The organism is Bacillus cereus group sp. TH152-1LC, from assembly GCF_027710505.1.
Classification (GTDB): Bacteria; Bacillota; Bacilli; order Bacillales; family Bacillaceae_G; genus Bacillus_A; species Bacillus_A mobilis.
In genome coordinates, this window is sequence record NZ_JAQFNK010000005.1 from 76,409 (window position 1) to 100,122 (window position 23,714).

A 23,714-nucleotide genomic window follows, 5' to 3' on the forward strand; every position below is an offset into this window, starting at 1 on the left:
GTGTTTGATAGGTAAGAAATTGAGGTGTTACATATATGAGTAAGCGTTATGTCGTTGTGGATTTAGAGACGACAGGGAACTCCTGGAAGGATGGGAAGGATAAAATTACCCAAATTGCAGCTGTTGTAGTGGAAGATGGAGAGATATTAGAGATTTTCTCATCTTTTATTAATCCGAAGAGAGAGATTCCGCCATTTATTACAGAACTAACAGGGATTGATGAGAGTATGGTTAAGCAAGCCCCGTTATTTCAAGATGTAGCCCCGATGGTTGTTGAGCTATTACAAGGTGCAGCTTTCGTTGCACATAACGTTCACTTTGATTGGAATTTTTTAACGGAAGAATTAAGGCAGGCTGGATATACAGAAGTACATTGTCCTAAAGTTGATACAGTTGAGTTGGCGCAAATTCTTTTGCCGACGGCTGATAGTTATAAATTACGTGATTTAGCTAAACAACATGAACTAGAGCACGATCAACCGCATCGTGCGGATAGTGATGCTCTTGCAACAGCTGAATTGTTTTTACAATTTTTAAATGAAATTGAAAAGTTACCACTTGTCACCTTGCAATCGCTCTATGAATTAAGCGATGTTTTTCAAAGTGATATAGCGGATGTAATTTCTGAAAATATTTTAAAGAAAATGATGCATGGTAAAAAAGCGGCTGAGGGGTATGAAGTGTATCGAAATATTGCGCTTCGAAAACGGAATTATTCTTTAGATCTCAGTGAAACATGTTCATCTAAATTTGATGCTTTCTTGCATAAGACAATCGATAAACTTGCATTGAATATGCCAAAGTTTGAAAAAAGAGAAAGCCAACAGATTATGATGAAGGAAATATATACAGCACTAAGAGATTCTAGGTTTTCACTAATTGAAGCAGGAACAGGAACAGGGAAGACTCTTGCATATTTACTTCCAAGTATTTATTTTGCAACGAAAAAAGAAGAACCTGTCATCATAAGTACACAAACAGTACAACTGCAACAACAAATATTAGAAAAAGAAATTCCATTATTACAGAAAATAATGCCATTTTCATTTGAAGTAGCTCTTTTGAAAGGAAGAAAGCATTATCTTTGTCTACATAAATTTGAATATGCTTTGCAAGAGGAAGAGAAAAATTATGATATGGCGCTCACAAAGGCAAAAATTTTAGTGTGGTTATTGCAAACAGAAACTGGTGATCGGGATGAGTTAAATATTCCTGAGGGCGGAAAGTTACTTTGGAACCGTATTTGTAGTGATGTACATAGTCCAGGCGGGATGCAAAGCAACTGGTATAGTCGTTGTTTTTACCAAAGAGCAAAGAATAAAGCATTATTTGCAGATATCGTTATTACAAATCATGCGTTATTATTTCAAGATTTTTCAAGTGAAGAACCACTTTTTGCTTCATGTGAACATATTATCTTTGATGAAGCTCATCATATTGAGGAAGCGGCGAGTAGGACATTAGGTGAACAGTTCTCCTGTATGTATTTCCAGCTAGTTTTATCTCGACTTGGTACGCTAGAAACAGATGATGTACTTTCTAAAGTATATAAAATGATGAAAAAATCAGAGCAAGCCTCTCGTTCAACTTTCCGTATGGTGAGTCATGGTTTGAAGGAATTGAAATTTGATGCGGATGAGCTATTCCAAATGTTACGTGCTTTTATCTTTAAGCAAACAAAGCAGGAACAAGGGATAAGCAATATGCCACTCATTTATCGATATAACACGGAAGTAGAGAAAGGTAAGTTATGGGATAGCATTACCGAGTTAACAAATCGTTTTGGATACGATATAAGAAAATTGTTGACTATACTTGAGAAGCAAGTTGACATATTGCAAAGTAAATTAGAATGGGAGATGCATGTTGTTACAGGTGAATTTATGCATTTAATTGAGTTGTTGAGAAAGATGGAACAATCTTTACAATTACTCATTTTAGAAAAAAATTCATACGTGACATGGATGGAGACTGAAACGAAGGGAACAATTCATTCAACGGTTTTATATGCACAGCCTGTTCATATTGGTGAAAGATTTGCGGATGAATTTTTAACACAAAAAAAGAGTGTTATTTTCACATCAGCAACGTTAACAGTAAACGATTCATTTGACTATATAAAAGAGGAGCTAGGTTTACATGATTTTGCTCCAAATACATTACAGGTCCCGTCACCATTCCGTTTTGAAGAACAGATGAAATTAATGGTTTCAACTGATGTGCCGTTTATAAAGCAAGCAAGTAATGAAGAATATATTGAATCTGTGTCGGCACATATTGCAAAAATAGCAAAAGCTACACAAGGCAGAATGCTCGTTTTATTCACTTCGTATGAAATGTTGAAAGAAGCGTATACGAATTTGAAAAATGATGAGGAATTAGAAGGTTATTTATTATTAACACAAAGTGTGAATAATAAGAGCCGAAGTCGTCTCATTCGTAAATTTCAAGAGTTCGACAAATCGATTTTGTTAGGAACAAGTAGTTTTTGGGAAGGGATAGATATACCTGGAGATGCCCTTAGTTGTCTTGTTATTGTCCGGCTTCCCTTTACGCCTCCTCATCAACCAATGATGGAAGCAAAAGGAGAGTGGTTAAAAAATCAAGGAGAAGACGTATTTGCTAAGTTAGCACTTCCGCAAGCAATCTTGCGTTTCAAACAAGGGTTTGGTCGTCTGATTAGAACAAGTACAGATACCGGAACGGTATTTGTATTAGATCGTCGTTTGACAAGCGCTTCTTATGGGAAACGTTTTTTACAATCAATCCCAACTGTTCCGCTTTATGAAGGCCCTTTAGAAGAATTGTTAGAACAATTAAAAGAACGGCCAACTGAATAAAATTGGAAGAAAAATACGCCTGAAGTACATTTAAACTTCAGGCGTAAAAAATGTGGGTAGGAGGAATTTTATTTTTCTTACTTCTTGTATACAAAATGTATTGGTTTTCGACTTGAAACCTTTTTTTGCAGTACATGTCCTGCTATAATAGATGGGTGATGAAGCAGGGGTTGTAAAGAATGTACTCTTATTGTAACCGCATTGCGTTCTTCTATAATTAGAAATTTTTGTGTAACGGAGGAGTTTTTTCATGGATAAGAAAATCGAAGTCCTATCAACGACGCGTCTTAAATATTCGTCTGACTTGTATAAAGTCGTTGATAGTTTGAATCGTACGTTAAAAGAGCAGGACCTCATGTTCGGATTAGCATTAGACGAAAAAGACAAAGAAACAGCTGTATTTACGATATACAGAACGTAGTGATACAATGAAAAAGTGGATCTTTGCAATCGTTATCGTAATCGTTGCTAGCGGAATATATGGGGCGTATGTTTATAATAAAGCAATGGAAAAGAAAATCTCTAAAGAGGAAAAATCTGTAGAAATTGCAAAAGAAAAGGCAAAGCTTACAAAAGTAAAATCTGTTGATTATTATAACGGAAATTCTTCATATACGGTCGTACAAGGTGTAGACGAAAAAGGAGAACAAATTATTGTTTGGGTGCCGAATAAAAAAGGGAATGTCCTTGTGAAGAAAAAGAGTGAAGGTATTCCTGAAAAAGAAGCTTTGCAAAAGTTGGCTGAACAAGCTACAGGAAAAGGCGATGAGCCGAAGCCAAAGCCAAAAGAAATTATAAAAGTAAAATTAGGTGCTCAAAACGATATTCCGTTGTGGGAAATTACATATATTGATCAGGAAGATCGTTATACGTATTATTATTTAGAGTTTCAAAATGGGGATTATGCTGGTCACTACAGCATTGAAAAATAGATGTAGGGGGAACTACAAATGAAATTAGCAAAGCGAGTAGCTGCTTTAACACCATCTGCAACTTTAGAAATTACAGCAAAGGCACAAGCATTAAAAGCAGAAGGTCATGATGTAATTGGATTAGGGGCAGGAGAACCTGACTTTAATACGCCAGAACATATTATGGATGCTGCACATAAAGCGATGTTAGAAGGACATACGAAGTATACACCAACAGGTGGATTACAAACGTTAAAACAAGAAATTGTGAAAAAGTTTACACGTGATCAAGGAATTGCGTATGATCCATCTGAAATTATTGTATGTAACGGTGCAAAGCATGCATTATATACATTATTCCAAGTATTACTTGATGAAGGAGATGAAGTTATCATCCCAACGCCTTACTGGGTAAGTTATCCTGAACAAGTAAAGCTCGCTGGAGGTAAGCCAGTTTACGTAGAAGGCATGGAAGACAATGAGTACAAAATTACAGCGAAGCAGCTACGTGAGGCAATTACAGAGAAAACGAAAGCAGTTATTATTAATTCACCGAGCAATCCAACAGGAATGATTTATAGCAAAGAGGAATTACAACAGCTTGGAGAAGTATGTTTAGAGCATGATATATTAATCGTTTCAGATGAAATTTATGAAAAATTAATTTATGGTGGAGCAGAATATACTTCGATTGCCCAGCTTTCTAATGCATTAAAAGAACAAACACTTATTATTAATGGTGTATCTAAATCTCATTCTATGACAGGATGGCGTATTGGATATGCAGCAGGAAATAAGCAGCTTATTAAAGCGATGACGAACTTGGCGAGTCATAGTACGTCAAACCCTACGTCAATCGCTCAATACGGTGCCATTGCAGCATATGCAGGCTCACAAGAACCTGTAGAAACAATGCGTCAAGCATTTGAAGAGAGATTAAACATTATTTATGATAAATTAATTCAAATCCCTGGCTTTACTTGTATTAAACCACAAGGTGCATTTTACTTATTCCCTAATGTAAAAGAAGCTGTAGTTTTATCAGGATACGAAAATGTTGATGATTGGGCAAAAGCTCTATTAGAAGAGGAAAAAGTGGCTCTTGTACCAGGTACAGGATTCGGTGCGCCAAATAACGTTCGTTTATCATATGCGACATCTCTTGAACAAGTAGAGAAAGCATTAGAACGCATTCATACGTTTATGAAAAGTAAAGTGCAAGCTTAATTGTATATTTTATTAACGCAATACAAAAAACCTTCCTACATAATAGGGAGGTTTTTTTGACGAATTGTGGCAAAAAGAAATAGTAAAAGGTGTGTTATACTAGAGAACGAGGTGTTTGGTGATGAAAAAGAAAATGATGTTACAGTGGTTTGAGCAGGGAAGCATTGCAATTCCAAAATTACTTATGATGCATTATAAAAAATTAGGGTTAAATGAAATGGAATTTATGGTTGTACTTCATGTACACACATTTTTAGAATCGGGCAATTCGTTTCCGACTCCGTCAGAGATTTCAGAACGGATGACGATTACTGAAATGAAATGTATGGAAGTCATTCAGGCATTGATTCAAAAAGGTTTTTTATCACTAGAAGGTGGACAAAAATCAGAAGCAATGATGTGTGAAAGTTATTCTTTACAACCGCTGTGGGAAAAAATATTACATTTCTTAATGAATGAATCAGTAGAGGAAGAACAAAAAGAAATAAAACAACTGCAAGTAAATTTATATACAGTATTTGAAAAAGAATTTGGAAGACCACTTTCTCCGTTTGAATGTGAAACGTTGGGTATGTGGGAAGATCAAGATCAACACCATCCGAATTTAATTCAAGCGGCCCTCAGGGAAGCTGTAATGAGTGGTAAGCTTAATTTTCGATATATTGATCGTATTTTATTTGAGTGGAAAAAGAATGGTATTAAAACAGTAGATCAAGCCCAAAACCAAGGACGAAAATTTAGAGAAAATCAGCAACGAACGCAGCAAACGACAAAACAAGAGACGAAATTTACTGGGAAAGTGCCTTTTTATAATTGGTTGGAGCAGTAATGTAGGAGGAAGTATATGTTAAATAAAACGCAAATTCGCTATTGTTTAGATACAATGGCGGATATGTATCCAGAAGCACATTGTGAATTAATTCATGATAATCCGTTTGAATTAGTAATTGCGGTGGCATTATCTGCACAATGTACAGATGCACTTGTAAATAAAGTGACGAAAAATTTATTTCAAAAATATAAAACACCAGAAGATTATTTAAGTGTGTCTTTAGAAGAATTACAACAAGATATACGTTCCATTGGATTGTTTAGAAATAAGGCGAAAAACATTCAAAAATTGTGCCGAATGTTGCTAGATGATTATAATGGGAAAGTTCCAGAAGACCGTGACGAGCTGACGAAGTTACCAGGAGTAGGAAGAAAGACAGCGAATGTAGTTGTTTCGGTTGCATTTGGAATTCCAGCGATTGCTGTTGATACGCATGTAGAGAGAGTTAGTAAACGGTTAGCGATTTGTAGATGGAAAGATTCTGTGTTAGAAGTGGAAAAGACACTGATGAAGAAAATTCCAATGAATGAGTGGGGAGTTACACACCACCGTATGATTTTCTTTGGACGTTATCACTGTAAAGCACAGCGACCACAATGTGAAGAGTGCCGATTACTAGAAGTATGTCGTGAAGGAAAGAAGCGAATGAAGGGGAAATAAAGGATGGAGCGAGTGATAGAAATACCGAAAGAATTTCGGTGCTTACCATTTTTTAAAGAAAGTATAAATTCGGTTGCATATCATACAGAACAATCTTTTGAAGAAATCATACAAAATACTTACTTTATATATGATATGGAAAGACAAGATGAGCCGTGGAGTGAAATTGGAAATAGTATTCCTATACTGTTGAAAGTGTGGAAAAGTAAGCATGAAGACATTGCTATATTATTTCGAAACAGAAATAAGCAAGAAGCTGAAGGTCCAATGATTCTTTTTGCGGCACATTTGTTATCGATTGTATATTGGCTAAATGAGCAACCTGTTCATAGTTTGAATGAACTAGAAGCTTATACGAGTAATTTAGAAGTACAACCAGTTAATTTTATGGAGCGATATTCGTTCATTATAAAGAAACCGAATAATTATCATTCCTACATTCAGTTAGCGCAGTTGTACATTGAAATAGAAAAGCTATATGTAAAGAAAATGATAACAAAAAAGAAGTCCTTTTCTCGTTAAGAGAAAGGACTTCTTTTTTGCATTAAGACTCTGTTGTAACAACATTTCCGTCTGCGTGAGGTGTATCTCCTCCGGTATTTTGTTGTTGTTCTTGTTGGTTGTGTTGTTCTTCTTCAGCTTTCTTTCTAGCAGCCTCTTCTTCAGCTTTCTTTCTAGCAGCTTCTTCTTCGGCTTTCTTTCTAGCGGCTTCTTCGTCAGCAGCCTTTTTCTGAGCTTCTTCTTGTTGTTTACGTTGTTGTTCTTGTTGCTGTTGTTGCTCTTGTTGTTTACGCTGTTCTTCAGCAGCCTTTTTCTGAACTTCTTCTTGTTTTAGTTTATCTTCATTAGCTTTTTTCTGAGTTTCCTCATCAGCTTTTTTCTTAGCTTCTTCGTCAGCCTTCTTCTTAGCCTCTTCGTCAGCTTTCTTCTTAGCCTCTTCATCAGCTTTCTTCGGGTCTGGAGTTCCGCCAGGTGCAGTGAAGGATGCACCAACTGCAGGGCTTGTTCCATTACCTTTTTTCGCTACTACAGAGAAGCTGTAAGTAACGCCTGGTTTAATACCACTAAGAGTAGCTTTCGTACCACTTATTGATAGGCTACCACTTGAACCATCAGTTGCTTTATAGCTTGCTGCATACGCATCAACTTCTGCTGGTCCAGACCAGTTTAGTGTAACTGTGCTAGCGCCATCGAAAGCGACATTAAGACCACTAGGTGCATCTACTTTAATTTGTTTAACCGCATCTTTCTTAGCACCTTTTACGTACAATTCACCATATAATTCTTGTACAGAAGAAGGGCGTTCGAAACGAGATTTATCTGTAGCGAATTTGCTCATCATTACTTGGAACATTTGTTGCGCAATTCTAGTAGAGCGATCGCCAATGTAATTTTCTGGACCATCCTTTTCGTAACCAGTCCAAACAGCCATTGTATATTGCGGTGAATATCCAGCGAACCAGCTATCTCTGTTTGCATCAGCTGGAATACCATATTTTTTAATAACGTCTTCATCAAAGTTTTGTGTACCTGTTTTACCTGCTACGTCTATACCTGAAACGTATGCTGTTGGACCTGTACCACCAGAACCAGGTTTTACTACGTCACGAAGAACGTCAGTCACCATGTAAGCTGTATAGTCGTGCATTGCACGTTGTTCTTTCGGTTTAAAGCTTTTCTTTTTCCCGTCTGGGAAGATGACTTCTTTTACGAAGTGAGGCTTATTATACACACCGTCATTACCGAATGCGGCATACGCCCCTGCTATTTGTAAAGGAGAACTATCGTTACTACCAATTGCTGTTGATTCATATGTTTTGCCGTCTTTAAATGTCATGCCTAAGTCTTCAGCAAACGCTTGTGATTTAGGAAGACCAACCGCTTGGGCTGTTTTTAAAGCCGGAATGTTTAATGATTTTTTCAAAGCTTCACGTAGTGAAACGTCACCTTTGTAACTATTTGTTGCATTTCGTATTTTTTTACCATTGGAATACGTATACTCTGAGTCATTTAATTGATGGTATGTAGACCATTGTAAATTCTCAATTGCTGGACCGTAGTCGAAAATTGGTTTCATTGTTGAACCAACTTGGCGTTTTAAATCAATGGCCATATTATGACCTTTGAAAGTAGACTTACTTTCTTTACGCCCAGCTCCAATTGCTCGAACTTCTCCAGACTGTGTATCCATAAATACGAATGATCCTTGGAATTGATCGTTCGGATACTTAATAAGATTGCCATCCATAATTTTATCTGCGTAATCTTGAGCATCTTGATCAAGTGTTGTATGGATCGTTAAACCATCTGAACCGATATTTATATCCGGATATTCTTTTTCAACTTCTTTTACAACAGCATCTAAAAATGCTTGATACTTCATCTCAGTTACTTCTGAAGCCGGTTGAAGACCCTCAGTTACAGGGATTTTCATTGCATTATTCATTTCATCTTTTGTTATATAACCATGTCGATTCATTAATGATAATACGACGTTACGACGTTGGGTAGCTCGTTCAACGTTGTCTTTTTTTGTTGGATCATAAATATTAGGACCTTGGGGTAAACCTGCAAGCATTGCAGCTTCATGTAACTGTAAGTCTTTTAAATCTTTGTCATAATATTTTTTGGCTGCTGTTGCAATACCGTATGAACGGTTACCTAAGTTAATCTTATTTAAGTACATTTCTAAAATCTCATGCTTAGAGTATTGTTGCTCTAATTTGTAAGATAGGTACCATTCTTGTACTTTTCTCTTTGCAGTTTTGTCCATCGTTAGAAAATAGTTTTTGACTACTTGTTGTGTAATCGTACTACCACCTTGAGATCCGAATCCTCCAGTGACATTTTCCATAACTGCTTTTGTAGTTCGTTTAAAATCAATTCCATTATGATCATAGAAACGTGAATCCTCAGTTGCAAGGAATGCACTTTCAACTACCTTTGGAATTTGATCATACGTAACGTGGGTTCGTTTTTCAGCACCGTATTCATAGAAAAAATTCCCATTCTTATCAAGAAACTTTGTTGATAAAGGATTGACAAGTTTTGATTTGTCTAATTTTGGAGCGTCCTTCACCATAACAAAGAAAGCGGAAACGCCAGCTACAAGACCAACGATACCAAGAAGTAGACAACCTATAAGGAATTTTTTAAAAAAGGAGCCTTTTTTCTTTGGTTTTTTCTCTTTATTTGTTTCTTCCTTTTGATTTTTTACATGATTTCGTTCTGTACGAGAACGATAATTATCTGACATTATACTTTCTCCTACCTTTCATTCTCTCCCCCAAAAGTCGAAAAAAGAGCCTTAGTGATGACTCTATCACGAAAAATAAACCGTGTCTAGTACACGGATATAATCAATCCGAGGGTGATAACCGCATGATAATAAAGATCCATGCTCTTCTATTTCTTCTTTCGTAATCGATTTTCGTCCACCAGTATTTTGACGATTCCAAAATGCAATAATATGTTTTGCATCTAATAAATAAAGTTCATCAAAAAGTGTAAATTTAATAATAACAAATGCAATCCCATTATGAGCGATTACTTGCTTCATATGTTCAATTTGATGGAGGTGGAAGTTCTGAAGTGGAAAGCTGGTTTTATTTTTTGTTTCTTTCGCTTCAAAATCGATGTATTTCCCTTTATATACACCGTTGTAATCTGTTGTAGAAGGTTGTTTAAAATACGCTTCTTTTACCACTGCAGCACTTCGAGCGGGGTAATCTACTTTTACAATTTGAAGAGGTGTAGGTTTTTTATGTACACATGCAATATTATGGGTTAAGTAATATTCATTTGTTTCATTTAATTCCTCTTCAAGGGACATACCTCTATTACTATAAGTATGTTTTTTAATTGGTGTTTTATGAGGTTGTGAAGCTTGATTGTACCGTTTTCCATTTGGGTAACGAATGGTCATAGTGTGTCCACTCCCAACTTGTTAAGAATTACTTACAAAGGTGATTATAACAAAAAATGAAAAAAGATGTGACCTTTTTGAAGAAAGGTATGATGACTAGCTCATGTTTACATGGAATGATTATAAAAAAATTGAACAATATCGTAAAAATATGGTTTGTACAAAAGAAGAAAAAACAATCGTTTACAACATGAAGAGGGAAATAGAAATAGCTAATATGGACAACATTTCTCGAACACAGTCCTATCAAGAATATTATGTGAGAAATAGTGAAATTAGGTGGGCTTTTTTAGCAAGTATGGTCTCGAGAAATGCGGGATGGAATATGACTGATTTAAAAGGGAGGTATTATGCTACTGTTTTACCTCAAACAGTAAAAAAACATTTGTTTCTGACTTATGAAGAAGCGAATTGGATTATTTTTTTAGATGCATTTCCTCAGCTATTGTTATACGAAGAAAGTAAGAGGAGACAGGTACCGCTATTCCATTTGTTACAATATTTCAACGTATCAATTTTTATGGAAAAAGAATGGAGTTATTTTTGGGAGAAAAAAGATCGAGATAGGCTCATGACAGCGCTTATTATAAATGAGCAAAATAAAATTCAAAAACCAGTTATTGAGAATGCATATTTTAAAAAACATGTATTTCATACTGCATTTTTTAAATTGCAAGAAATGCTTCATATAAGTGCTGTTATTTTTCCAACCGTTGAAGGGGGAATGTATGGGTTTTCAGTATATCAATTTGAAACGTTACAAAAGCGTATAGAACTAGGGAAGAAATTAGCGGATTTACTGTTTCATCCGAATTATAAAAGTTTATTCCATAGGTTTGCATTGCAAACTATACACACAGGATCAAGAGCAGACTATGAATGCTATGTAAGAGAAGTTAGAAAATCTTGTACCCCAGCCCTTAGAGAGGTTTATCCTGTCGTTGCACATAAGGAAATAAGCATGAGAGATTGGTTTTGTAGAGATACGGAAATAAATGAGTTGTTTTTACTGGAAGAGTATAAGGGGGAAGTTGATATAACAAAATGGTATAAAAGAAAGAGGGAGCAAATCTATGTTGCTTCTATTGTAAATCGTTTTGTTAAAAGGATGGGTGAGTTCGTGATATAATAGAAAAGAAGTCCCGTCTTCATTTATGAAGACGGGACTTCTTAATGTAAAGTAATCCTGCCATGTGTGCGAGAAATTTAATCTCAAAACGTAATGAACATAAGAGATTAAGGATGCTTCAGAAATTAGCTTTTTTGTAAAAGCACAATTGGTGGAGGATGAACGAAACCCCACTGATTAAAGTTTCACTTTATGTAGCAGGGAAGTTTGGGCCATCTAACTTTGGATTGCCAGTCTCGGGCTTATTTTGTTTGTTTTGTTTTTTCTTTTTTTCGTTTTTGTTCTTTGCCATTTTCATACACCTCCTTTTTGTATTGTTACCATTTCTATTGATGACATACAAAATGATTTCTTTGACGAATAACAACTAGTTTTGTCATGTGGGCAGGAGTGAGGAATCATTCGGCGAAATTACATGACAAAGGAAAAGCAAAGAAGGGGGCGTTTTGTATATGGCGATGGTTCAGAAGGAAGATGTAATGAAAACAATGGATCAAATGTTAAGTTCTCTCGATTTGCTGGAAATGAATATAGGGATTAGAATGAATCATGCATTGAAGGATAAGAGTGAAAAAATATGTAATAAGATAGAAATAACAGAAATGCATATTGAGCATATGGAAAATAAATTAGTGCATCACGAAGAAAAAGGGAATTGGGTGAAGGCATTTCAAAACGTTGTAGTGAGTGCATAATAAGGTGGGAATGAAATGAAGTATGAAGCATTAATACAGTCTTCAGAAAAACTTATGCAGCATAATAATGAAGCAAATGAGAAAAAAAGAGAAATGATTGAATACGACTTTTATAAGGATATGAAACCATTTGTTGATATGGTAGATGAGGAATTAAAGGTGTGGAAAGAATTAGCTTATAAATGGATTAAGGAAGAAAAACCGAAGTATATACATGTACAGCAAATTGATCAAGTGTACGATAATTTACAGACAAATGTGTTGCAATGTTTTGTAAATAAAGGTAAAGGTAAGCGATTCTTTGAAACACATCAAGCTATTTCGTATACTTTGCAAAATATAATTGAGCAATGTAAGTAACAAGAGGGAAAGCCCTCTTGTTTTTTTATGCTTCTGTCATTGTTGTAGGTTTTGTTGCACCGTTTATTTCTAATTCTTTTATTAATGTTCGGTAATCTGAAATGCATATTTTTCCTTCGAGATACCAATGTCTCGCAAAGTCTAACAGTTCATTTACATTCTCTGTGTAATACCCCTTTTTTTGAGAAAACGCTTGTTTTAAATCCCCTAATACCATGTTGATTCCTCCCCCATGAGAATCTTCTTCTTCATTATCATAGCATGGAAGGGTTTTCTTTTTTAATTTTTTAAAAATTTAAACTTCCGACAAAAATAGACAGATACTCCGTCACACAAATTATTTTACAAGTACATATTATATATGTAGAAACTTATGTGAAGGAGGAGAGAATGCATGTTTCAACAATCTAACGTATACCAGCAATCTAATCCGTATGCACAGCAAAATATGTACCAATATAATACAGATACATATTTACGGTATAATATGTATCCTTTCGAGCCTCATTATGGAAATCAAAATTATTACCAGCCATTTGAAGTGTCGTTTATGAACCAACCGCAACAACAGCAGCAGCAACCTTATATGAATCCACAACAGCAGCCCTATATGGATCAACAACAGCAACCTTATATGAATTCACAATACTATATGCCACCACCATCTCCCTATGGAAATCAACAAGCGATGTTTTATCCACCAAAGCAACCGTATCCGACGCAGAATAAACAAAAACAACAACAGCAACCGAGTCAATTTTCTAGTTTTGTTTCTCAATTTAAAACGTCAGATGGTAACTATGATGTAAATAAAATGATGAATACAGCTGGACAAATGATGAATGCGATGAATCAAGTGACAGGTATTGTAAAGCAAGTTGGAGGTTTTTTTGGTAAGTAATTTTGGATGGTTGTCTATAAAAAGTATTGTATAGGAAGTGGGGACTAGACAAATTTCCTTGGAATAAATGGGTATATATAACAAGCGGCTTTCCCTCTTTTCTCATATTGTAAAGTGTAATCAGATTTTTTTAACGAGAGAGGAGAGAAAAAACTATGCATCATTGTCATCCTTGTTTTGGAGGGCATAAGCCTGTAGGACCTATCTGTACAACTGCTCCTGTCATTCATCCGACGAAACAGTGTGTAACACATTCTTTTTCAACAACGGTGGTGCCACATATTTTCCCGACACATACAACACATGTACACCATCAACAAATTAAAAACCAAAACTTCTTCCCACAAACAAACTCGAATGTAAATGTTGTAGACCCGGTTGATCCAGGATTTGGCGGCGGATGTGGACCATGTGGTCATGGACACCATGGACATCACGTATCTCCATTTGGTCCAGGACCAAATGTATCTCCGTTTGGACCGAACGTATCACCATTCGGACCGAATATTGGACCGAACGTATCACCATTCGGACCGAATATTGGACCAAACGTATCACCATTCGGTCCAAATATTGGACCAAACGTTGGTGGAATGTTTAAAAAGTAAATGATATGTTAGAACTAGCGAAATGCTAGTTCTTTTTTTGTAATTGGAGTGTTGATATGAAAGTTATTGCTGTAACGGGATATAAGCCATTTGAACTTGGTATATTTAAAAATGATCATCCAGGGGTGGAATGTATAAAAAAAGCATTGCACCGAAAATTAACTACTTTTGTAGAAGAAGGTTTGGAATGGGTGATAATAAGTGGACAGTTAGGGGTCGAATTATGGGCTGCTGAAGTTGTTTTTGACATTCAAGTAGAATATCCGGATTTAAAATTAGCGGTATTTACTCCGTTTTTAGAACAAGAAGAAAGCTGGAAAGAAGACAACCGTGAATATTATGAATTTATTCTCTCTCAAGCAGACCATATTGATAGTATTACGAAACGGAAGTACGAAAGCCCAGAGCAATTTAAATTAAAAAATCAATTTTTTATTGAAAAAAGTGATGCACTTTTAGCTGTATATGATGAAGAAAAACCAGGGAGTCCTAAATATATTGTAGAAGCAGCAAAGAAAAAAGGAGAAATAGAAAATTATCACAGTTATTTTATTCTTTTTTCCGATTTACAAGATATAATAGAAGAGGAACAGTGGAATAATGCTGAGTAATATGTAATATAGTACTCGTATATATGATTGACAAAAGGCATTGTTTCTGAAAAAATTTAGGTAATGAAAGTTTTGGCAAAAATTTGAGGTGAAGAAAATGATTTCGGATAAAATTAAATTAACAGCGAAAGATATTTTAGAAAAAGAATTTAAAACAGGCATGAGAGGTTATCAACAAGAAGAAGTAGACAAGTTCCTTGATATGATCATTAAAGACTATGAAGCTTTCCACAAGGAGTTTGACCAATTAAAGCAACAAAACGCTCGTTTAAAGCGTGAATTAGAGGAACAAAAACTAGTAGCAACGCAAGTGCCACAACAACCAGTTGTACAAACACCAGTTGCACAACCTGTATATAACAACACGAATACGGACATTTTAAAACGTCTATCTAATTTAGAAAAAGCTGTATTTGGAAGTAAGTTATACGAATAATTTCTAGTGGTAAAAAGGTTAAAGCATTTTACATAGAAAAAAACATTGCAAAATCTTTTTGTTTCCACTATACTAATGGATGTCATAACGTTTGGGTAATCGCTGCAACGCCAACGTTGTAGAGGAAAGTCCATGCTCGCACGGCCTGAGATGGCTGTAGTGTTCGTGCCTAGCCAATTCATAAGCTAGGGTATTCTGGCTGTGAGGCTGGTTTAACGGCAGGGAAAAAACCTAAGTCCTTTCGGATATGGTTTGACTACCTTTAAAGTGCCACAGTGACGAAGTCCTTGAAGAAATGATAGGAGTGGAACGAGGTAAACCCCACGAGCGAGAAACCCAAATAATGGTAGGGGAATCTTTTCCAAGGAAATGAACGATGGGAAAGGACAGGTTGTATAACCTGTAGATAGATGATTGCCACCGGAGTACGAGGCGTGGGCCGTTTGCAGTACAAAGGAACAGAACATGGCTTACAGAACGTTATGAACCAACTATGAAATAACTCAGCTCTCCTTTGTTAGAGGAGGGCTTTTTATTTGTATGAAGTTATAAATTATGAGTTAAAATGGTTAATGAGAAAATTTTTCGTAAAATGTAATGATTAATAGGACAAATTGCTATTAATCATTGTTTGACTATACATAAGAGGTGAATGCAAATGGGAAAAGTTACTTTAATCGCAACAGCGGCAATGGGTATTGAAGCATTAGTTGCCCGAGAAGTTCGTGATCTTGGTTATGAATGCCAAGTGGAAAACAGCAAAGTAACATTTGAAGCAGATGAAAAGGCGATTTGTCGCACGAACTTATGGTTACGTACTGCGGACCGTGTGAAAATTAAAGTTGGCGAATTCAAAGCGACAACATTTGATGAGCTGTTTGAAAAAACGAAAGCATTAAACTGGGGAGATTATATTCCAGAGAACGGAGAGTTCCCAGTAATCGGTAAATCATTAAAATCTGAGTTGTTCAGTGTTTCGGATTGCCAACGTATCGTTAAAAAAGCTGTCGTTGAAAAATTAAAAACAACATATAAACGTACAACTTGGTTTGAAGAAGATGGTCCGTTATTCCGTATTGAGATCGCAATGCTCAAAGATATTGCGACGTTAACAATTGATGCAAGTGGTGTTGGACTTCATAAACGTGGATACCGTATGGATCAAGGGGAAGCGCCATTAAAAGAAACATTGGCTGCGTCTTTAATTAAGTTAACAAACTGGAAGCCAGATCGTCCTTTCGTGGATCCTTTCTGTGGATCAGGTACAATTCCGATTGAAGCAGCATTAATTGGCCAAAATATTGCACCAGGATTTAACCGTGGCTTCGCATCAGATGAGTGGGGCTGGATTGGTAAACAAAACTGGCGTGAAGCTCGTCAAGAAGCTGAAGATTTAGCGAATTACAATCAACCACTACAAATCATTGGATCAGATATCGATCATCGTATGATTCGAGTTGCTCAAGATAACGCTGAAGAAGTAGGTTTAGGTGATTTGATCACATTTAAACAAATGCAAGTAAAAGATTTCACGACAAAAGAGGATTATGGATATGTTGTAACGAATCCTCCATACGGAGAACGTTTAAGTGAAAAAGCACTCGTTGAACAATTGTACAAAGAAATGGGACAAGTATTCCGCCCATTAGACACATGGTCAGCGTATGTATTAACAAGTTACGAAGCATTTGAAAAGTGTTACGGAAAAGATGCATCGAAGAAACGTAAACTGTTTAATGGATTTATCCGTACAGATTACTACCAATACTTCGGAAAACGTCCACCGCGTAACTCGTAGTATAAAACTCCTCCAGCACGCATATACTGGCTATTATGTAGTGCGTAAAGGAGGAAGTGGTATGGATAGTTTCCAATTATCAATGATTCAAAAAGCTATTCACCGTACGTATGACGAGCTCGGAAAAGAAGTGGATAGTCAAGGTGTGATTGTAGATGAAATACAAAAAGCACAAGATGAATATTTGTCAGCTCTTTCGCATGAAACAGCGATTGATAAACGGTATTTAAAGTCATTAATATAGAAGAAAATTTTCCTTTTTCGAAAGGAAAATTTTTTTTCGTGTATTTCTATGTATGGCAACAGGGGAAAGTGGCTGCACACATATGAGTAGCAGTTGCTATATCTTTTTATAGAAAAACTTTTTGGTTGGAGGCTAAGGATGTTTACTGAGAAGAGATTACCATTTGAAGTAGGGAAACAAGATAATTTTTATGATAAGTTGAATGAGTGGATTGGAGATGTGTTTTACGACATCCTTCCGGAAAAAGGTTTTGAAGAGCGTGATGAACAAATTTTTATGGCGTTTCAATTAGAACGTGCTTTCCAAGAAAAGAAAGTAATGTTCGCAGAAGCGGGTGTAGGAACAGGGAAAACAATTGTATATCTTCTATATGCAATTTGCTATGCACGTTATACTGGAAAACCAGCTATTATCGCTTGTGCTGATGAAACGTTAATTGAGCAGCTTGTGAAAGAAGAAGGGGACATTGCTAAGTTATCTGAAGCATTAGGACTATCTGTTGATGTTAGACTTGCGAAATCAATGGATAATTATTTATGTTTACGTAAACTTGAAGATGTTATGAGTGGACGAGCTCCAGAAGTAATTGAAGATGTATACTACGAATTACCGCAGTTTGTATTCGACCATGGTACGATGCAAAACTTTACTCACTACGGTGACAGAAAAGAATTTCCGCTTTTAAATGATGAGGAATGGTCAAAAGTAAATTGGGATTACTTCCAAGATTGCTTCACTTGTGATTCTCGTCATCGTTGTGGTCAAACTCTTTCGCGTGAACATTATCGTAAAGCAGCAGATTTAATTATTTGTTCTCAAGATTTCTATATGGATCATATTTGGACGTATGATGCTCGTAAACGTGAAGGACAAATTCCGTTATTACCAGAAAGTAGCTGCGTGGTATTCGATGAAGGACATCTTGTAGAATATGCAGCTCAAAAAGCTTTAACGTATCGTTTAAAGCAAACGATGATGGAGCAACTTTTAACGAGATTGTTGCAAAACGATATTCGTGAAGAGTTTGCGCATTTAGTAGAAGAAACAATTTGGCAAACAGAGCGATTCTTTGATGTGTTACAAGAAAATAAAAAAGAAATTGCCGGTTCTGATCGTTTAGAAATTACTGTGACAGAAAAAGTAACTGCTGAAGCGAAGCGACTTTATGCGAAAATTGGTGAAGTCGGTGATGCATTAGTATTTGAAAGTGAAATGCATACAGTAAACACGTATGACTTAAATATCGTTGATGAACATTTAGATGTATTAGAACATTCACTTCGTCTGTTCATGCACGAGAAAAATGTAATTACATGGGGTGAAGAAGGTGATGGAGCCTTCACGTTAGTGATTATGCCACGTGCGGTAGAAGAAGTATTACAAGAGAAAGTATTCTCGAAGAAAATCCCGTATATTTTCTCGTCTGCTACATTATCTAATAACGATTCATTCGCATTTACAGCAAATAGCCTAGGGGTAAAAGATTACTTATCATTCTCAGTTGCCTCACCGTTTGATTATGAGGAGCAAATGGCAGTAAACTTACTATCGCATACGAAAGAAAATGAATGGGAAAGAAAGTGTCAATATACACTTGAAAATATACAGAAAACAAATGGACGTACACTTGTATTATTCCGTACAACACAAGAACTTGCAGCGTTTAAAGAATATGTAAGTAAAGAACAAATGTCCGTTCCGTTCCTATATGAAGGGGATCAAGAAATTAGTCAGCTCGTTTCTCGTTTCCAAAATGAAGAAGAGACTGTACTTTGTGCCGTTCATTTATGGGAAGGTTTAGATATTCCTGGTTCATCGTTATCACATGTTATCATTTGGTCATTACCATTCCCTCCAAACGATCCTGTGTTTGAAGCGAAGCGTAAACATGTAAATGATCCGTTCTGGGATGTAGATGTACCATATATGATTTTACGTCTTCGTCAAGGGATTGGACGTTTAATTCGTACGAGCGACGATAAAGGTGCTATATCAATCTTCTTATCTAATACAGAAGATGAGAAAGTGGTAGAAGCGGTGAAAAACGTACTACCAGTAGAAGGTAAAGAATTATAAGGAGAAAGCTTGGCGCTTGCCAAGCTTTTTTTCTATTATAAAAGGAATTTAGATTTCCATGTCGAATTAAGTTTCGAGGTAGGAAAGGGAGGTTTTATACGATGACAGTAGCTACATATGAAGTAGAAAAACAATTTTTAACATATGTGAAGAAGATACAAAATTACGGAGAAGCATTAAGCTTAATGTTTTGGGACTTAAGAACAGGTGCGCCTAAAAAAGGTGTAGACCAGCGTTCAGAAGTAATTGGTATGCTTTCATCAGAAGTATTTGTAATGTCGACTTCAGATGAGATGGGGAACTATTTAACAGAACTTGAAGCTTTAATACGTGAAGATAAAATTCCTGAAACGACGCAGAAAATGGTTGAAGAGTGTCGTAAAGAATATGATAGAAATAAAAAAATTCCACAAGCGGAATATGAAGCGTATGTGAAATTAGAAGCGAAAGCGGAAAGTGTGTGGGAAGAAGCTCGCGAAAAATCTGATTTCGAAATGTTCCGTCCGTATTTAGAACAAATAGTTGAATTTAAAAAGAAATTCATTACATATTGGGGTTACGAAACATATAAATATAATACATTATTAGATATGTATGAGCCGGGTATTACAGTAGAAGTGTTAGATCACGTATTTGGTCAGCTTCGTGAGCGTATTGTTCCGCTCGTAAAAGAAATATCGGAGTCACAAAAGAGATTAAAGACAAGTGCTTTATCAGAACATTTTTCAAAAGAAAAACAAAAAAACTTTACATTAGAGCTATTAAAGCAATTAAATTATGACTTTGAAGCAGGTCGTCTTGACGAAACGGTACATCCATTTGAGATTACATTAAATAGAGGGGATGTTCGTATTACGACACGCTATGACGAAAAAGATTTCCGTATGGCTGTGTTTGGAACAATTCATGAATGTGGTCATGCTGTATATGAACAAAATATTGCTGAGAAATTTGAAGGTACACCGCTATGTAGTGGAACATCTATGGGGATTCATGAGTCACAATCATTATTCTTTGAGAACTTTATCGGTCGTAATAAATCATTCTGGAAGAAAAATTATGATTTATTAAAAGAGTATAGCGATGGCCAATTCAATGATATATCAGTAGACGAGTTTTATGATGCGATTAACGAATCGAAGCCATCATTCATTCGTATAGAAGCAGATGAGCTTACGTATCCGCTTCACGTTATGGTTCGTTATGAACTTGAGAAAGAATTATTTGATGGTACATTACAAGTGAAGGATTTGCCAGCGGCTTGGAATGATAAGATGGAAGCATATTTAGGAATTCGTCCGGAAAACAATGCACAAGGTGTATTGCAAGATGTTCACTGGGCTGGTGGTTCATTTGGATACTTCCCATCTTATGCTCTTGGTTATATGTATGCAGCGCAATTTAAGCAAAGAATGTTAAAAGACATTCCGAACTTTGATGCATTATTAGAAGAAGGAAACGTAACGCCAATTCGTGAATGGTTAACAGAAAATATTCACCAATACGGTAAAACGAAAAAGCCACTTGAAATTTTAAAAGATGTGACAGGTGAAGGGTTAAATGCAAACTACTTAGCGGATTATTTAGAAGCGAAGTATAAAGAAATTTATGAGTTATAAAAAAGAGCTGCTTACTTGCAGCTCTTTTTTTAAAGGGGATAGAAGAATGACTTATACATATACAGTAATGACGCAAGAAGAAGCAGAAGAAATTGCATATAACTGGCATTATGAAGGGAAATATTCCTTTTACGATATAGAGGCAGATGAAGGAGATTTAGCTGAGTTTTTAGCGGGAGACAGTAGAGGAAATCATACATTTTCTGTGAAGGAAAATGGCGCTCTCATTGGTTTTTTAACTGTTTGTAAAATAAATGATGGAGCGGTTGATATAGGTCTTGGAATGAAACCCGATATAACTGGAAATCGATTAGGATTACAGTTCATAAACGCTGGACTAGATTTTAGTAGAGAACAATATGGTTGCAATTATATAACATTATCAGTAGCGACATTTAATGAGAGAGCAATAAAAGTGTATAAAAGAGCAGGATTTGAAGCAATTGGAACGTTTGTCCAGAAGACGAATGGTAGTTGTTTTGAGTTTTTGAGAATGAGTTATATATGTAAAAAATAACAAAACAGAAGAATCTTCTTCTGTTTTGTTTGTAACTTCATTAACTTTCAGTTGCTAGCATGTGTACAGCTATTTCATGCATGTCTTTCAAACCTGACACTTGAGCGTATTCAGCAACAGTGATACCACTCGTTGTTAGAAGTTCGATAATATGTTCATCCATTTTTGACCAAGTTTTACCGCCAGCGTTGTCATAAGAGTGAATTAAATTTGTTAGTCCATCTTTCCCAAAGAGCAGATAATGAGATGTGAAATCGATTGAAACATCAGCAATCCCTACTTCTGTCCAATCGATTAAGCCCGTTACATTATTTTTATTATCAATCAGGATATGACCTGGATGTATATCCCCATGCTTTACTCCTACATGAGATGGCCAAAAAGAGTCTTCAGCTAGCCATGCTTGCCAACGATCCCATAAGTTTTGATTGATATCGTATTGTTTCTTCACTCGATTCATCCTTTGTTTCATAGAAGTTCTTACTTCGTTAGCAGTAAGCAATTCAACACCTATATTGTTAAATTTTTGCTGAGGTAATGAGTGTAAATTCGCTAGAACTTTTCCTAATGAAATATTGTATTCAGTTGGTACATTCTTTTCATTAAAGTTCCATACATATTCTTGTCGTTCTATATCGATAGTAGCGGCAGGAACGCCACTTAGTTGTTTATAAGCGATTAGTTCCTCAGAGAATATAGACCAATCAGGAACTTGGAATTCTACATGTTTTTTCATGAGTTCTAATGCTTTTTTTTCTCGTTGGGCATGTCTCATAGATTCTGGTCTACGAGGAATTCTTAGTATCCATTTATCCCCATTTTGTTCTTTAACGTGTGCTACTTGAAAGTCAACGCCAGATTCATTAATTACTATTGAATCTTCTAATATATTTAGGCCTTCCTTATTTGCTAATTGTTTAACTTTAAGTGTATTCATTTTCATTTCCTCCAAATGTTTATTCTAATTTTAATGTTTTCTGTTACTAATTGTTTCTAACTACATCAATATGATTAAAGTAGCGAGATATAAGAAAATGTAATCATAAAAAAACCACAGACGGACTTCTGTCTGTGGTTAAGAGTAAACGAGGATATAATGAATAAACGCCTCTCTTTGTATGAAAAAATATACGAAAAAAAGACAGACGTATATCTCCCTTTCTTCATGTGGAAAGTGTACTCTTCCGTTGAAGATTATTAAAAATGTGCAGACTAATCCCGTTTACTCTGCTTTATGAAAACAGAGCCTTTGAACATATTAAGTTACTTATTGTTCAAAGTTTGCTGACGTAGTCTTCCTGCGTGCATCATCTTTAACAATCCTCCTTTTAATAGTATAGTTACAATATACTTTGTTTATAAATAAACATCAATAAAAAATACTAGATGTAATACCTAAAAAACGAATGAAATAAAAATTTACATTCAGAAAATAGGGGAAATGATGTTTGGATTTATAATTCGGAAGTTTTGGAAGAGGATTTGTATTAGTAGCAAATAGTAGTTTAGCAAGGAGAGATAGCATGGTTACAATTAAAACGAAAAATGAAATAGATTTGATGCACGAATCTGGGAAATTACTTGCTTCATGTCATAGGGAAATTGCGAAAATGATGAAACCAGGTATTACGACAAAAGAAATTGATACGTTTGTTGAAGCGTATTTAGAAAAGCATGGTGCAATATCTCAGCAGAAAGGTTACAACGGGTATTCATATGCGATATGTGCATCTGTAAACGATGAAATGTGTCATGGGTTTCCGGATGATATTCCTTTAACTGAGGGTGATATTGTAACAATTGACATGGTAGTAAACTTAAATGGTGGTCTTTCAGATTCTGCTTGGACGTATAGAGTTGGAAAAGTTTCTGATGAAGCAGAAAGGTTATTAGTAGTAGCAGAGAATGCTTTGTATAAAGGGATTGACCAGGCGGTAATCGGTAATCATGTAGGGGACATTGGCTATGCAATTGAAAGTTATGTAGCAAATGAAGGTTTTTCTGTTGCAAGAGACTTTACAGGGCACGGGATCGGTAAAGAGATTCATGAAGAACCAGCAATTTTTCATTTTGGTAAACAAGGGCAAGGACCTGAGCTACAAGAAGGAATGGTCATTACAATTGAGCCCATTGTAAATGTAGGTATGCGCTATTCTAAAGTAGATTTAAATGGATGGACTGCAAGAACGATGGACGGTAAATTATCAGCTCAATATGAGCATACAATTGCGATTACGAAAGATGGTCCGATCATTTTAACGAAGCTTTAATAAGAAATGTAAGAGTTTGCAAAACTCGAACGAAAATAGTGTTTTTATAAAATTT

Annotated in this window: 25 protein-coding genes and 1 other RNA gene; 21 read left to right on the top strand and 5 right to left on the bottom strand. The window is 35.7% G+C overall.

Going from position 1 to position 23,714, the window contains the following annotated elements; genetic code table 11:
• Positions 1-35 precede the first annotated feature (35 nt).
• The 7 genes from dinG (at position 36) to PDL00_RS14760 (ending at position 6,992) form a co-directional block, all read left to right on the top strand.
• Complete coding sequence (gene dinG, locus PDL00_RS14730) at positions 36-2,840, top strand: ATP-dependent DNA helicase DinG (protein ID WP_242257153.1); 2,805 nt, start codon at positions 36-38, stop codon at positions 2,838-2,840.
• Positions 2,841-3,090: 250 nt separating this feature from the next.
• Complete coding sequence (locus PDL00_RS14735; RefSeq protein WP_061679511.1) at positions 3,091-3,261, top strand: YpmA family protein; 171 nt, start codon at positions 3,091-3,093, stop codon at positions 3,259-3,261.
• A gap of 7 nt (positions 3,262-3,268) precedes the next feature.
• Positions 3,269-3,772: a cell wall elongation regulator TseB-like domain-containing protein gene (locus tag PDL00_RS14740; RefSeq protein WP_061679510.1), complete on the top strand. Its 504-nt coding sequence runs from the start codon at positions 3,269-3,271 to the stop codon at positions 3,770-3,772.
• A gap of 18 nt (positions 3,773-3,790) precedes the next feature.
• Positions 3,791-4,978, top strand: coding sequence for an aspartate transaminase AspB (gene aspB / locus PDL00_RS14745; protein WP_242257154.1), 1,188 nt, complete (start codon positions 3,791-3,793; stop codon positions 4,976-4,978).
• Positions 4,979-5,099: 121 nt separating this feature from the next.
• Complete coding sequence (dnaD, locus tag PDL00_RS14750; RefSeq protein ID WP_000728533.1) at positions 5,100-5,807, top strand: DNA replication protein DnaD; 708 nt, start codon at positions 5,100-5,102, stop codon at positions 5,805-5,807.
• Positions 5,808-5,822: 15 nt separating this feature from the next.
• The gene (nth, locus tag PDL00_RS14755; RefSeq protein ID WP_242257155.1) at positions 5,823-6,470 is read left to right on the top strand and encodes an endonuclease III; all 648 of its coding nucleotides are present in this window, start codon (positions 5,823-5,825) and stop codon (positions 6,468-6,470) included.
• Between the two features lie 3 nt (positions 6,471-6,473).
• Entirely contained in the window at positions 6,474-6,992 is a 519-nt protein-coding gene (locus PDL00_RS14760; RefSeq protein ID WP_242257156.1) for a YpoC family protein, read from the top strand.
• A 22-nt stretch (positions 6,993-7,014) separates the two neighbouring features.
• Here the strand turns inward: PDL00_RS14760 and PDL00_RS14765 are convergent, their stop codons facing one another.
• Both PDL00_RS14765 and recU read right to left on the bottom strand, forming a co-directional pair.
• Complete coding sequence (locus PDL00_RS14765) at positions 7,015-9,726, bottom strand: PBP1A family penicillin-binding protein (RefSeq protein WP_270729764.1); 2,712 nt, start codon at positions 9,724-9,726, stop codon at positions 7,015-7,017.
• Between the two features lie 66 nt (positions 9,727-9,792).
• The gene (gene recU / locus PDL00_RS14770) at positions 9,793-10,395 is read right to left on the bottom strand and encodes a Holliday junction resolvase RecU (protein ID WP_000155592.1); all 603 of its coding nucleotides are present in this window, start codon (positions 10,393-10,395) and stop codon (positions 9,793-9,795) included.
• 103 nt (positions 10,396-10,498) lie between these two features.
• Between recU and PDL00_RS14775 the strand changes: the two genes are divergently transcribed.
• Entirely contained in the window at positions 10,499-11,524 is a 1,026-nt protein-coding gene (locus tag PDL00_RS14775; protein WP_242257400.1) for a DUF2515 domain-containing protein, read from the top strand.
• A 190-nt stretch (positions 11,525-11,714) separates the two neighbouring features.
• Here PDL00_RS14775 and PDL00_RS14780 read toward each other — a convergent pair whose 3' ends face one another.
• A complete protein-coding gene (locus PDL00_RS14780) occupies positions 11,715-11,891 on the bottom strand; it encodes a phage portal protein (RefSeq protein ID WP_242257401.1) in 177 nt (58 codons plus the stop codon).
• Between the two features lie 85 nt (positions 11,892-11,976).
• Here PDL00_RS14780 and PDL00_RS14785 point away from each other — a divergent pair, with 85 nt between their 5' ends.
• Both PDL00_RS14785 and PDL00_RS14790 read left to right on the top strand, forming a co-directional pair.
• A complete protein-coding gene (locus PDL00_RS14785) occupies positions 11,977-12,219 on the top strand; it encodes a hypothetical protein (protein ID WP_001252039.1) in 243 nt (80 codons plus the stop codon).
• A gap of 15 nt (positions 12,220-12,234) precedes the next feature.
• A complete protein-coding gene (locus tag PDL00_RS14790; RefSeq protein ID WP_242257402.1) occupies positions 12,235-12,579 on the top strand; it encodes a YppE family protein in 345 nt (114 codons plus the stop codon).
• Positions 12,580-12,604: 25 nt separating this feature from the next.
• Here the strand turns inward: PDL00_RS14790 and PDL00_RS14795 are convergent, their stop codons facing one another.
• Positions 12,605-12,796: a YppF family protein gene (locus PDL00_RS14795; RefSeq protein WP_000242661.1), complete on the bottom strand. Its 192-nt coding sequence runs from the start codon at positions 12,794-12,796 to the stop codon at positions 12,605-12,607.
• Positions 12,797-12,973: 177 nt separating this feature from the next.
• Here PDL00_RS14795 and PDL00_RS14800 point away from each other — a divergent pair, with 177 nt between their 5' ends.
• From PDL00_RS14800 to PDL00_RS14845, 10 genes are all read left to right on the top strand, one after another.
• Positions 12,974-13,480, top strand: a complete 507-nt coding sequence (locus PDL00_RS14800) for a YppG family protein (RefSeq protein ID WP_242257403.1) — start codon at positions 12,974-12,976, stop codon at positions 13,478-13,480.
• Between the two features lie 155 nt (positions 13,481-13,635).
• Positions 13,636-14,088, top strand: a complete 453-nt coding sequence (locus PDL00_RS14805; protein WP_270729770.1) for a spore coat protein — start codon at positions 13,636-13,638, stop codon at positions 14,086-14,088.
• A 56-nt stretch (positions 14,089-14,144) separates the two neighbouring features.
• Positions 14,145-14,699 (top strand): DUF1273 domain-containing protein, encoded by a 555-nt coding sequence (locus PDL00_RS14810; RefSeq protein ID WP_098259180.1) that lies wholly within the window; start codon positions 14,145-14,147, stop codon positions 14,697-14,699.
• A gap of 97 nt (positions 14,700-14,796) precedes the next feature.
• Positions 14,797-15,135, top strand: coding sequence for a cell division regulator GpsB (gpsB, locus tag PDL00_RS14815; protein WP_000622425.1), 339 nt, complete (start codon positions 14,797-14,799; stop codon positions 15,133-15,135).
• Between the two features lie 87 nt (positions 15,136-15,222).
• Positions 15,223-15,613: RNase P RNA component class B (rnpB, locus tag PDL00_RS14820), an RNA gene on the top strand.
• 180 nt (positions 15,614-15,793) lie between these two features.
• Entirely contained in the window at positions 15,794-16,933 is a 1,140-nt protein-coding gene (locus PDL00_RS14825) for a THUMP domain-containing class I SAM-dependent RNA methyltransferase (protein ID WP_000521222.1), read from the top strand.
• Positions 16,934-16,994: 61 nt separating this feature from the next.
• On the top strand, positions 16,995-17,177 hold the full coding sequence (locus tag PDL00_RS14830) for a DUF3921 domain-containing protein (protein ID WP_242250755.1): 183 nt from the start codon (positions 16,995-16,997) through the stop codon (positions 17,175-17,177).
• A gap of 138 nt (positions 17,178-17,315) precedes the next feature.
• On the top strand, positions 17,316-19,253 hold the full coding sequence (locus PDL00_RS14835; protein ID WP_088065974.1) for an ATP-dependent DNA helicase: 1,938 nt from the start codon (positions 17,316-17,318) through the stop codon (positions 19,251-19,253).
• Positions 19,254-19,354: 101 nt separating this feature from the next.
• A complete protein-coding gene (gene ypwA / locus PDL00_RS14840) occupies positions 19,355-20,872 on the top strand; it encodes a carboxypeptidase M32 (protein ID WP_242250756.1) in 1,518 nt (505 codons plus the stop codon).
• Positions 20,873-20,918: 46 nt separating this feature from the next.
• Positions 20,919-21,389: a GNAT family N-acetyltransferase gene (locus PDL00_RS14845; RefSeq protein WP_270729780.1), complete on the top strand. Its 471-nt coding sequence runs from the start codon at positions 20,919-20,921 to the stop codon at positions 21,387-21,389.
• A 40-nt stretch (positions 21,390-21,429) separates the two neighbouring features.
• Here the strand turns inward: PDL00_RS14845 and mphL are convergent, their stop codons facing one another.
• A complete protein-coding gene (gene mphL / locus PDL00_RS14850; protein ID WP_270729781.1) occupies positions 21,430-22,326 on the bottom strand; it encodes a macrolide 2'-phosphotransferase MphL in 897 nt (298 codons plus the stop codon).
• A gap of 586 nt (positions 22,327-22,912) precedes the next feature.
• Here mphL and PDL00_RS14855 point away from each other — a divergent pair.
• On the top strand, positions 22,913-23,659 hold the full coding sequence (locus PDL00_RS14855; protein ID WP_242250759.1) for a type I methionyl aminopeptidase: 747 nt from the start codon (positions 22,913-22,915) through the stop codon (positions 23,657-23,659).
• Positions 23,660-23,714 lie beyond the last annotated feature (55 nt).

Excerpts from the sequence above, each read along its gene's own strand:
- dinG (WP_242257153.1), top strand. The coding sequence starts at position 36 with ATGAGTAAGCGTTATGTCGTTGTGGATTTAGAGACGACAGGGAACTCC.
- PDL00_RS14735 (WP_061679511.1), top strand. The coding sequence starts at position 3,091 with ATGGATAAGAAAATCGAAGTCCTATCAACGACGCGTCTTAAATATTCG.
- PDL00_RS14740 (WP_061679510.1), top strand. The coding sequence starts at position 3,269 with ATGAAAAAGTGGATCTTTGCAATCGTTATCGTAATCGTTGCTAGCGGA.
- aspB (WP_242257154.1), top strand. The coding sequence starts at position 3,791 with ATGAAATTAGCAAAGCGAGTAGCTGCTTTAACACCATCTGCAACTTTA.
- dnaD (WP_000728533.1), top strand. The coding sequence starts at position 5,100 with ATGAAAAAGAAAATGATGTTACAGTGGTTTGAGCAGGGAAGCATTGCA.
- nth (WP_242257155.1), top strand. The coding sequence starts at position 5,823 with ATGTTAAATAAAACGCAAATTCGCTATTGTTTAGATACAATGGCGGAT.
- PDL00_RS14760 (WP_242257156.1), top strand. The coding sequence starts at position 6,474 with ATGGAGCGAGTGATAGAAATACCGAAAGAATTTCGGTGCTTACCATTT.
- PDL00_RS14765 (WP_270729764.1), bottom strand. The coding sequence starts at position 9,726 with ATGTCAGATAATTATCGTTCTCGTACAGAACGAAATCATGTAAAAAAT.
- recU (WP_000155592.1), bottom strand. The coding sequence starts at position 10,395 with ATGACCATTCGTTACCCAAATGGAAAACGGTACAATCAAGCTTCACAA.
- PDL00_RS14775 (WP_242257400.1), top strand. The coding sequence starts at position 10,499 with ATGTTTACATGGAATGATTATAAAAAAATTGAACAATATCGTAAAAAT.
- PDL00_RS14785 (WP_001252039.1), top strand. The coding sequence starts at position 11,977 with ATGGCGATGGTTCAGAAGGAAGATGTAATGAAAACAATGGATCAAATG.
- PDL00_RS14790 (WP_242257402.1), top strand. The coding sequence starts at position 12,235 with ATGAAGTATGAAGCATTAATACAGTCTTCAGAAAAACTTATGCAGCAT.
- PDL00_RS14795 (WP_000242661.1), bottom strand. The coding sequence starts at position 12,796 with ATGGTATTAGGGGATTTAAAACAAGCGTTTTCTCAAAAAAAGGGGTAT.
- PDL00_RS14800 (WP_242257403.1), top strand. The coding sequence starts at position 12,974 with ATGTTTCAACAATCTAACGTATACCAGCAATCTAATCCGTATGCACAG.
- PDL00_RS14805 (WP_270729770.1), top strand. The coding sequence starts at position 13,636 with ATGCATCATTGTCATCCTTGTTTTGGAGGGCATAAGCCTGTAGGACCT.
- PDL00_RS14810 (WP_098259180.1), top strand. The coding sequence starts at position 14,145 with ATGAAAGTTATTGCTGTAACGGGATATAAGCCATTTGAACTTGGTATA.
- gpsB (WP_000622425.1), top strand. The coding sequence starts at position 14,797 with ATGATTTCGGATAAAATTAAATTAACAGCGAAAGATATTTTAGAAAAA.
- PDL00_RS14825 (WP_000521222.1), top strand. The coding sequence starts at position 15,794 with ATGGGAAAAGTTACTTTAATCGCAACAGCGGCAATGGGTATTGAAGCA.
- PDL00_RS14830 (WP_242250755.1), top strand. The coding sequence starts at position 16,995 with ATGGATAGTTTCCAATTATCAATGATTCAAAAAGCTATTCACCGTACG.
- PDL00_RS14835 (WP_088065974.1), top strand. The coding sequence starts at position 17,316 with ATGTTTACTGAGAAGAGATTACCATTTGAAGTAGGGAAACAAGATAAT.
- ypwA (WP_242250756.1), top strand. The coding sequence starts at position 19,355 with ATGACAGTAGCTACATATGAAGTAGAAAAACAATTTTTAACATATGTG.
- PDL00_RS14845 (WP_270729780.1), top strand. The coding sequence starts at position 20,919 with ATGACTTATACATATACAGTAATGACGCAAGAAGAAGCAGAAGAAATT.
- mphL (WP_270729781.1), bottom strand. The coding sequence starts at position 22,326 with ATGAATACACTTAAAGTTAAACAATTAGCAAATAAGGAAGGCCTAAAT.
- PDL00_RS14855 (WP_242250759.1), top strand. The coding sequence starts at position 22,913 with ATGGTTACAATTAAAACGAAAAATGAAATAGATTTGATGCACGAATCT.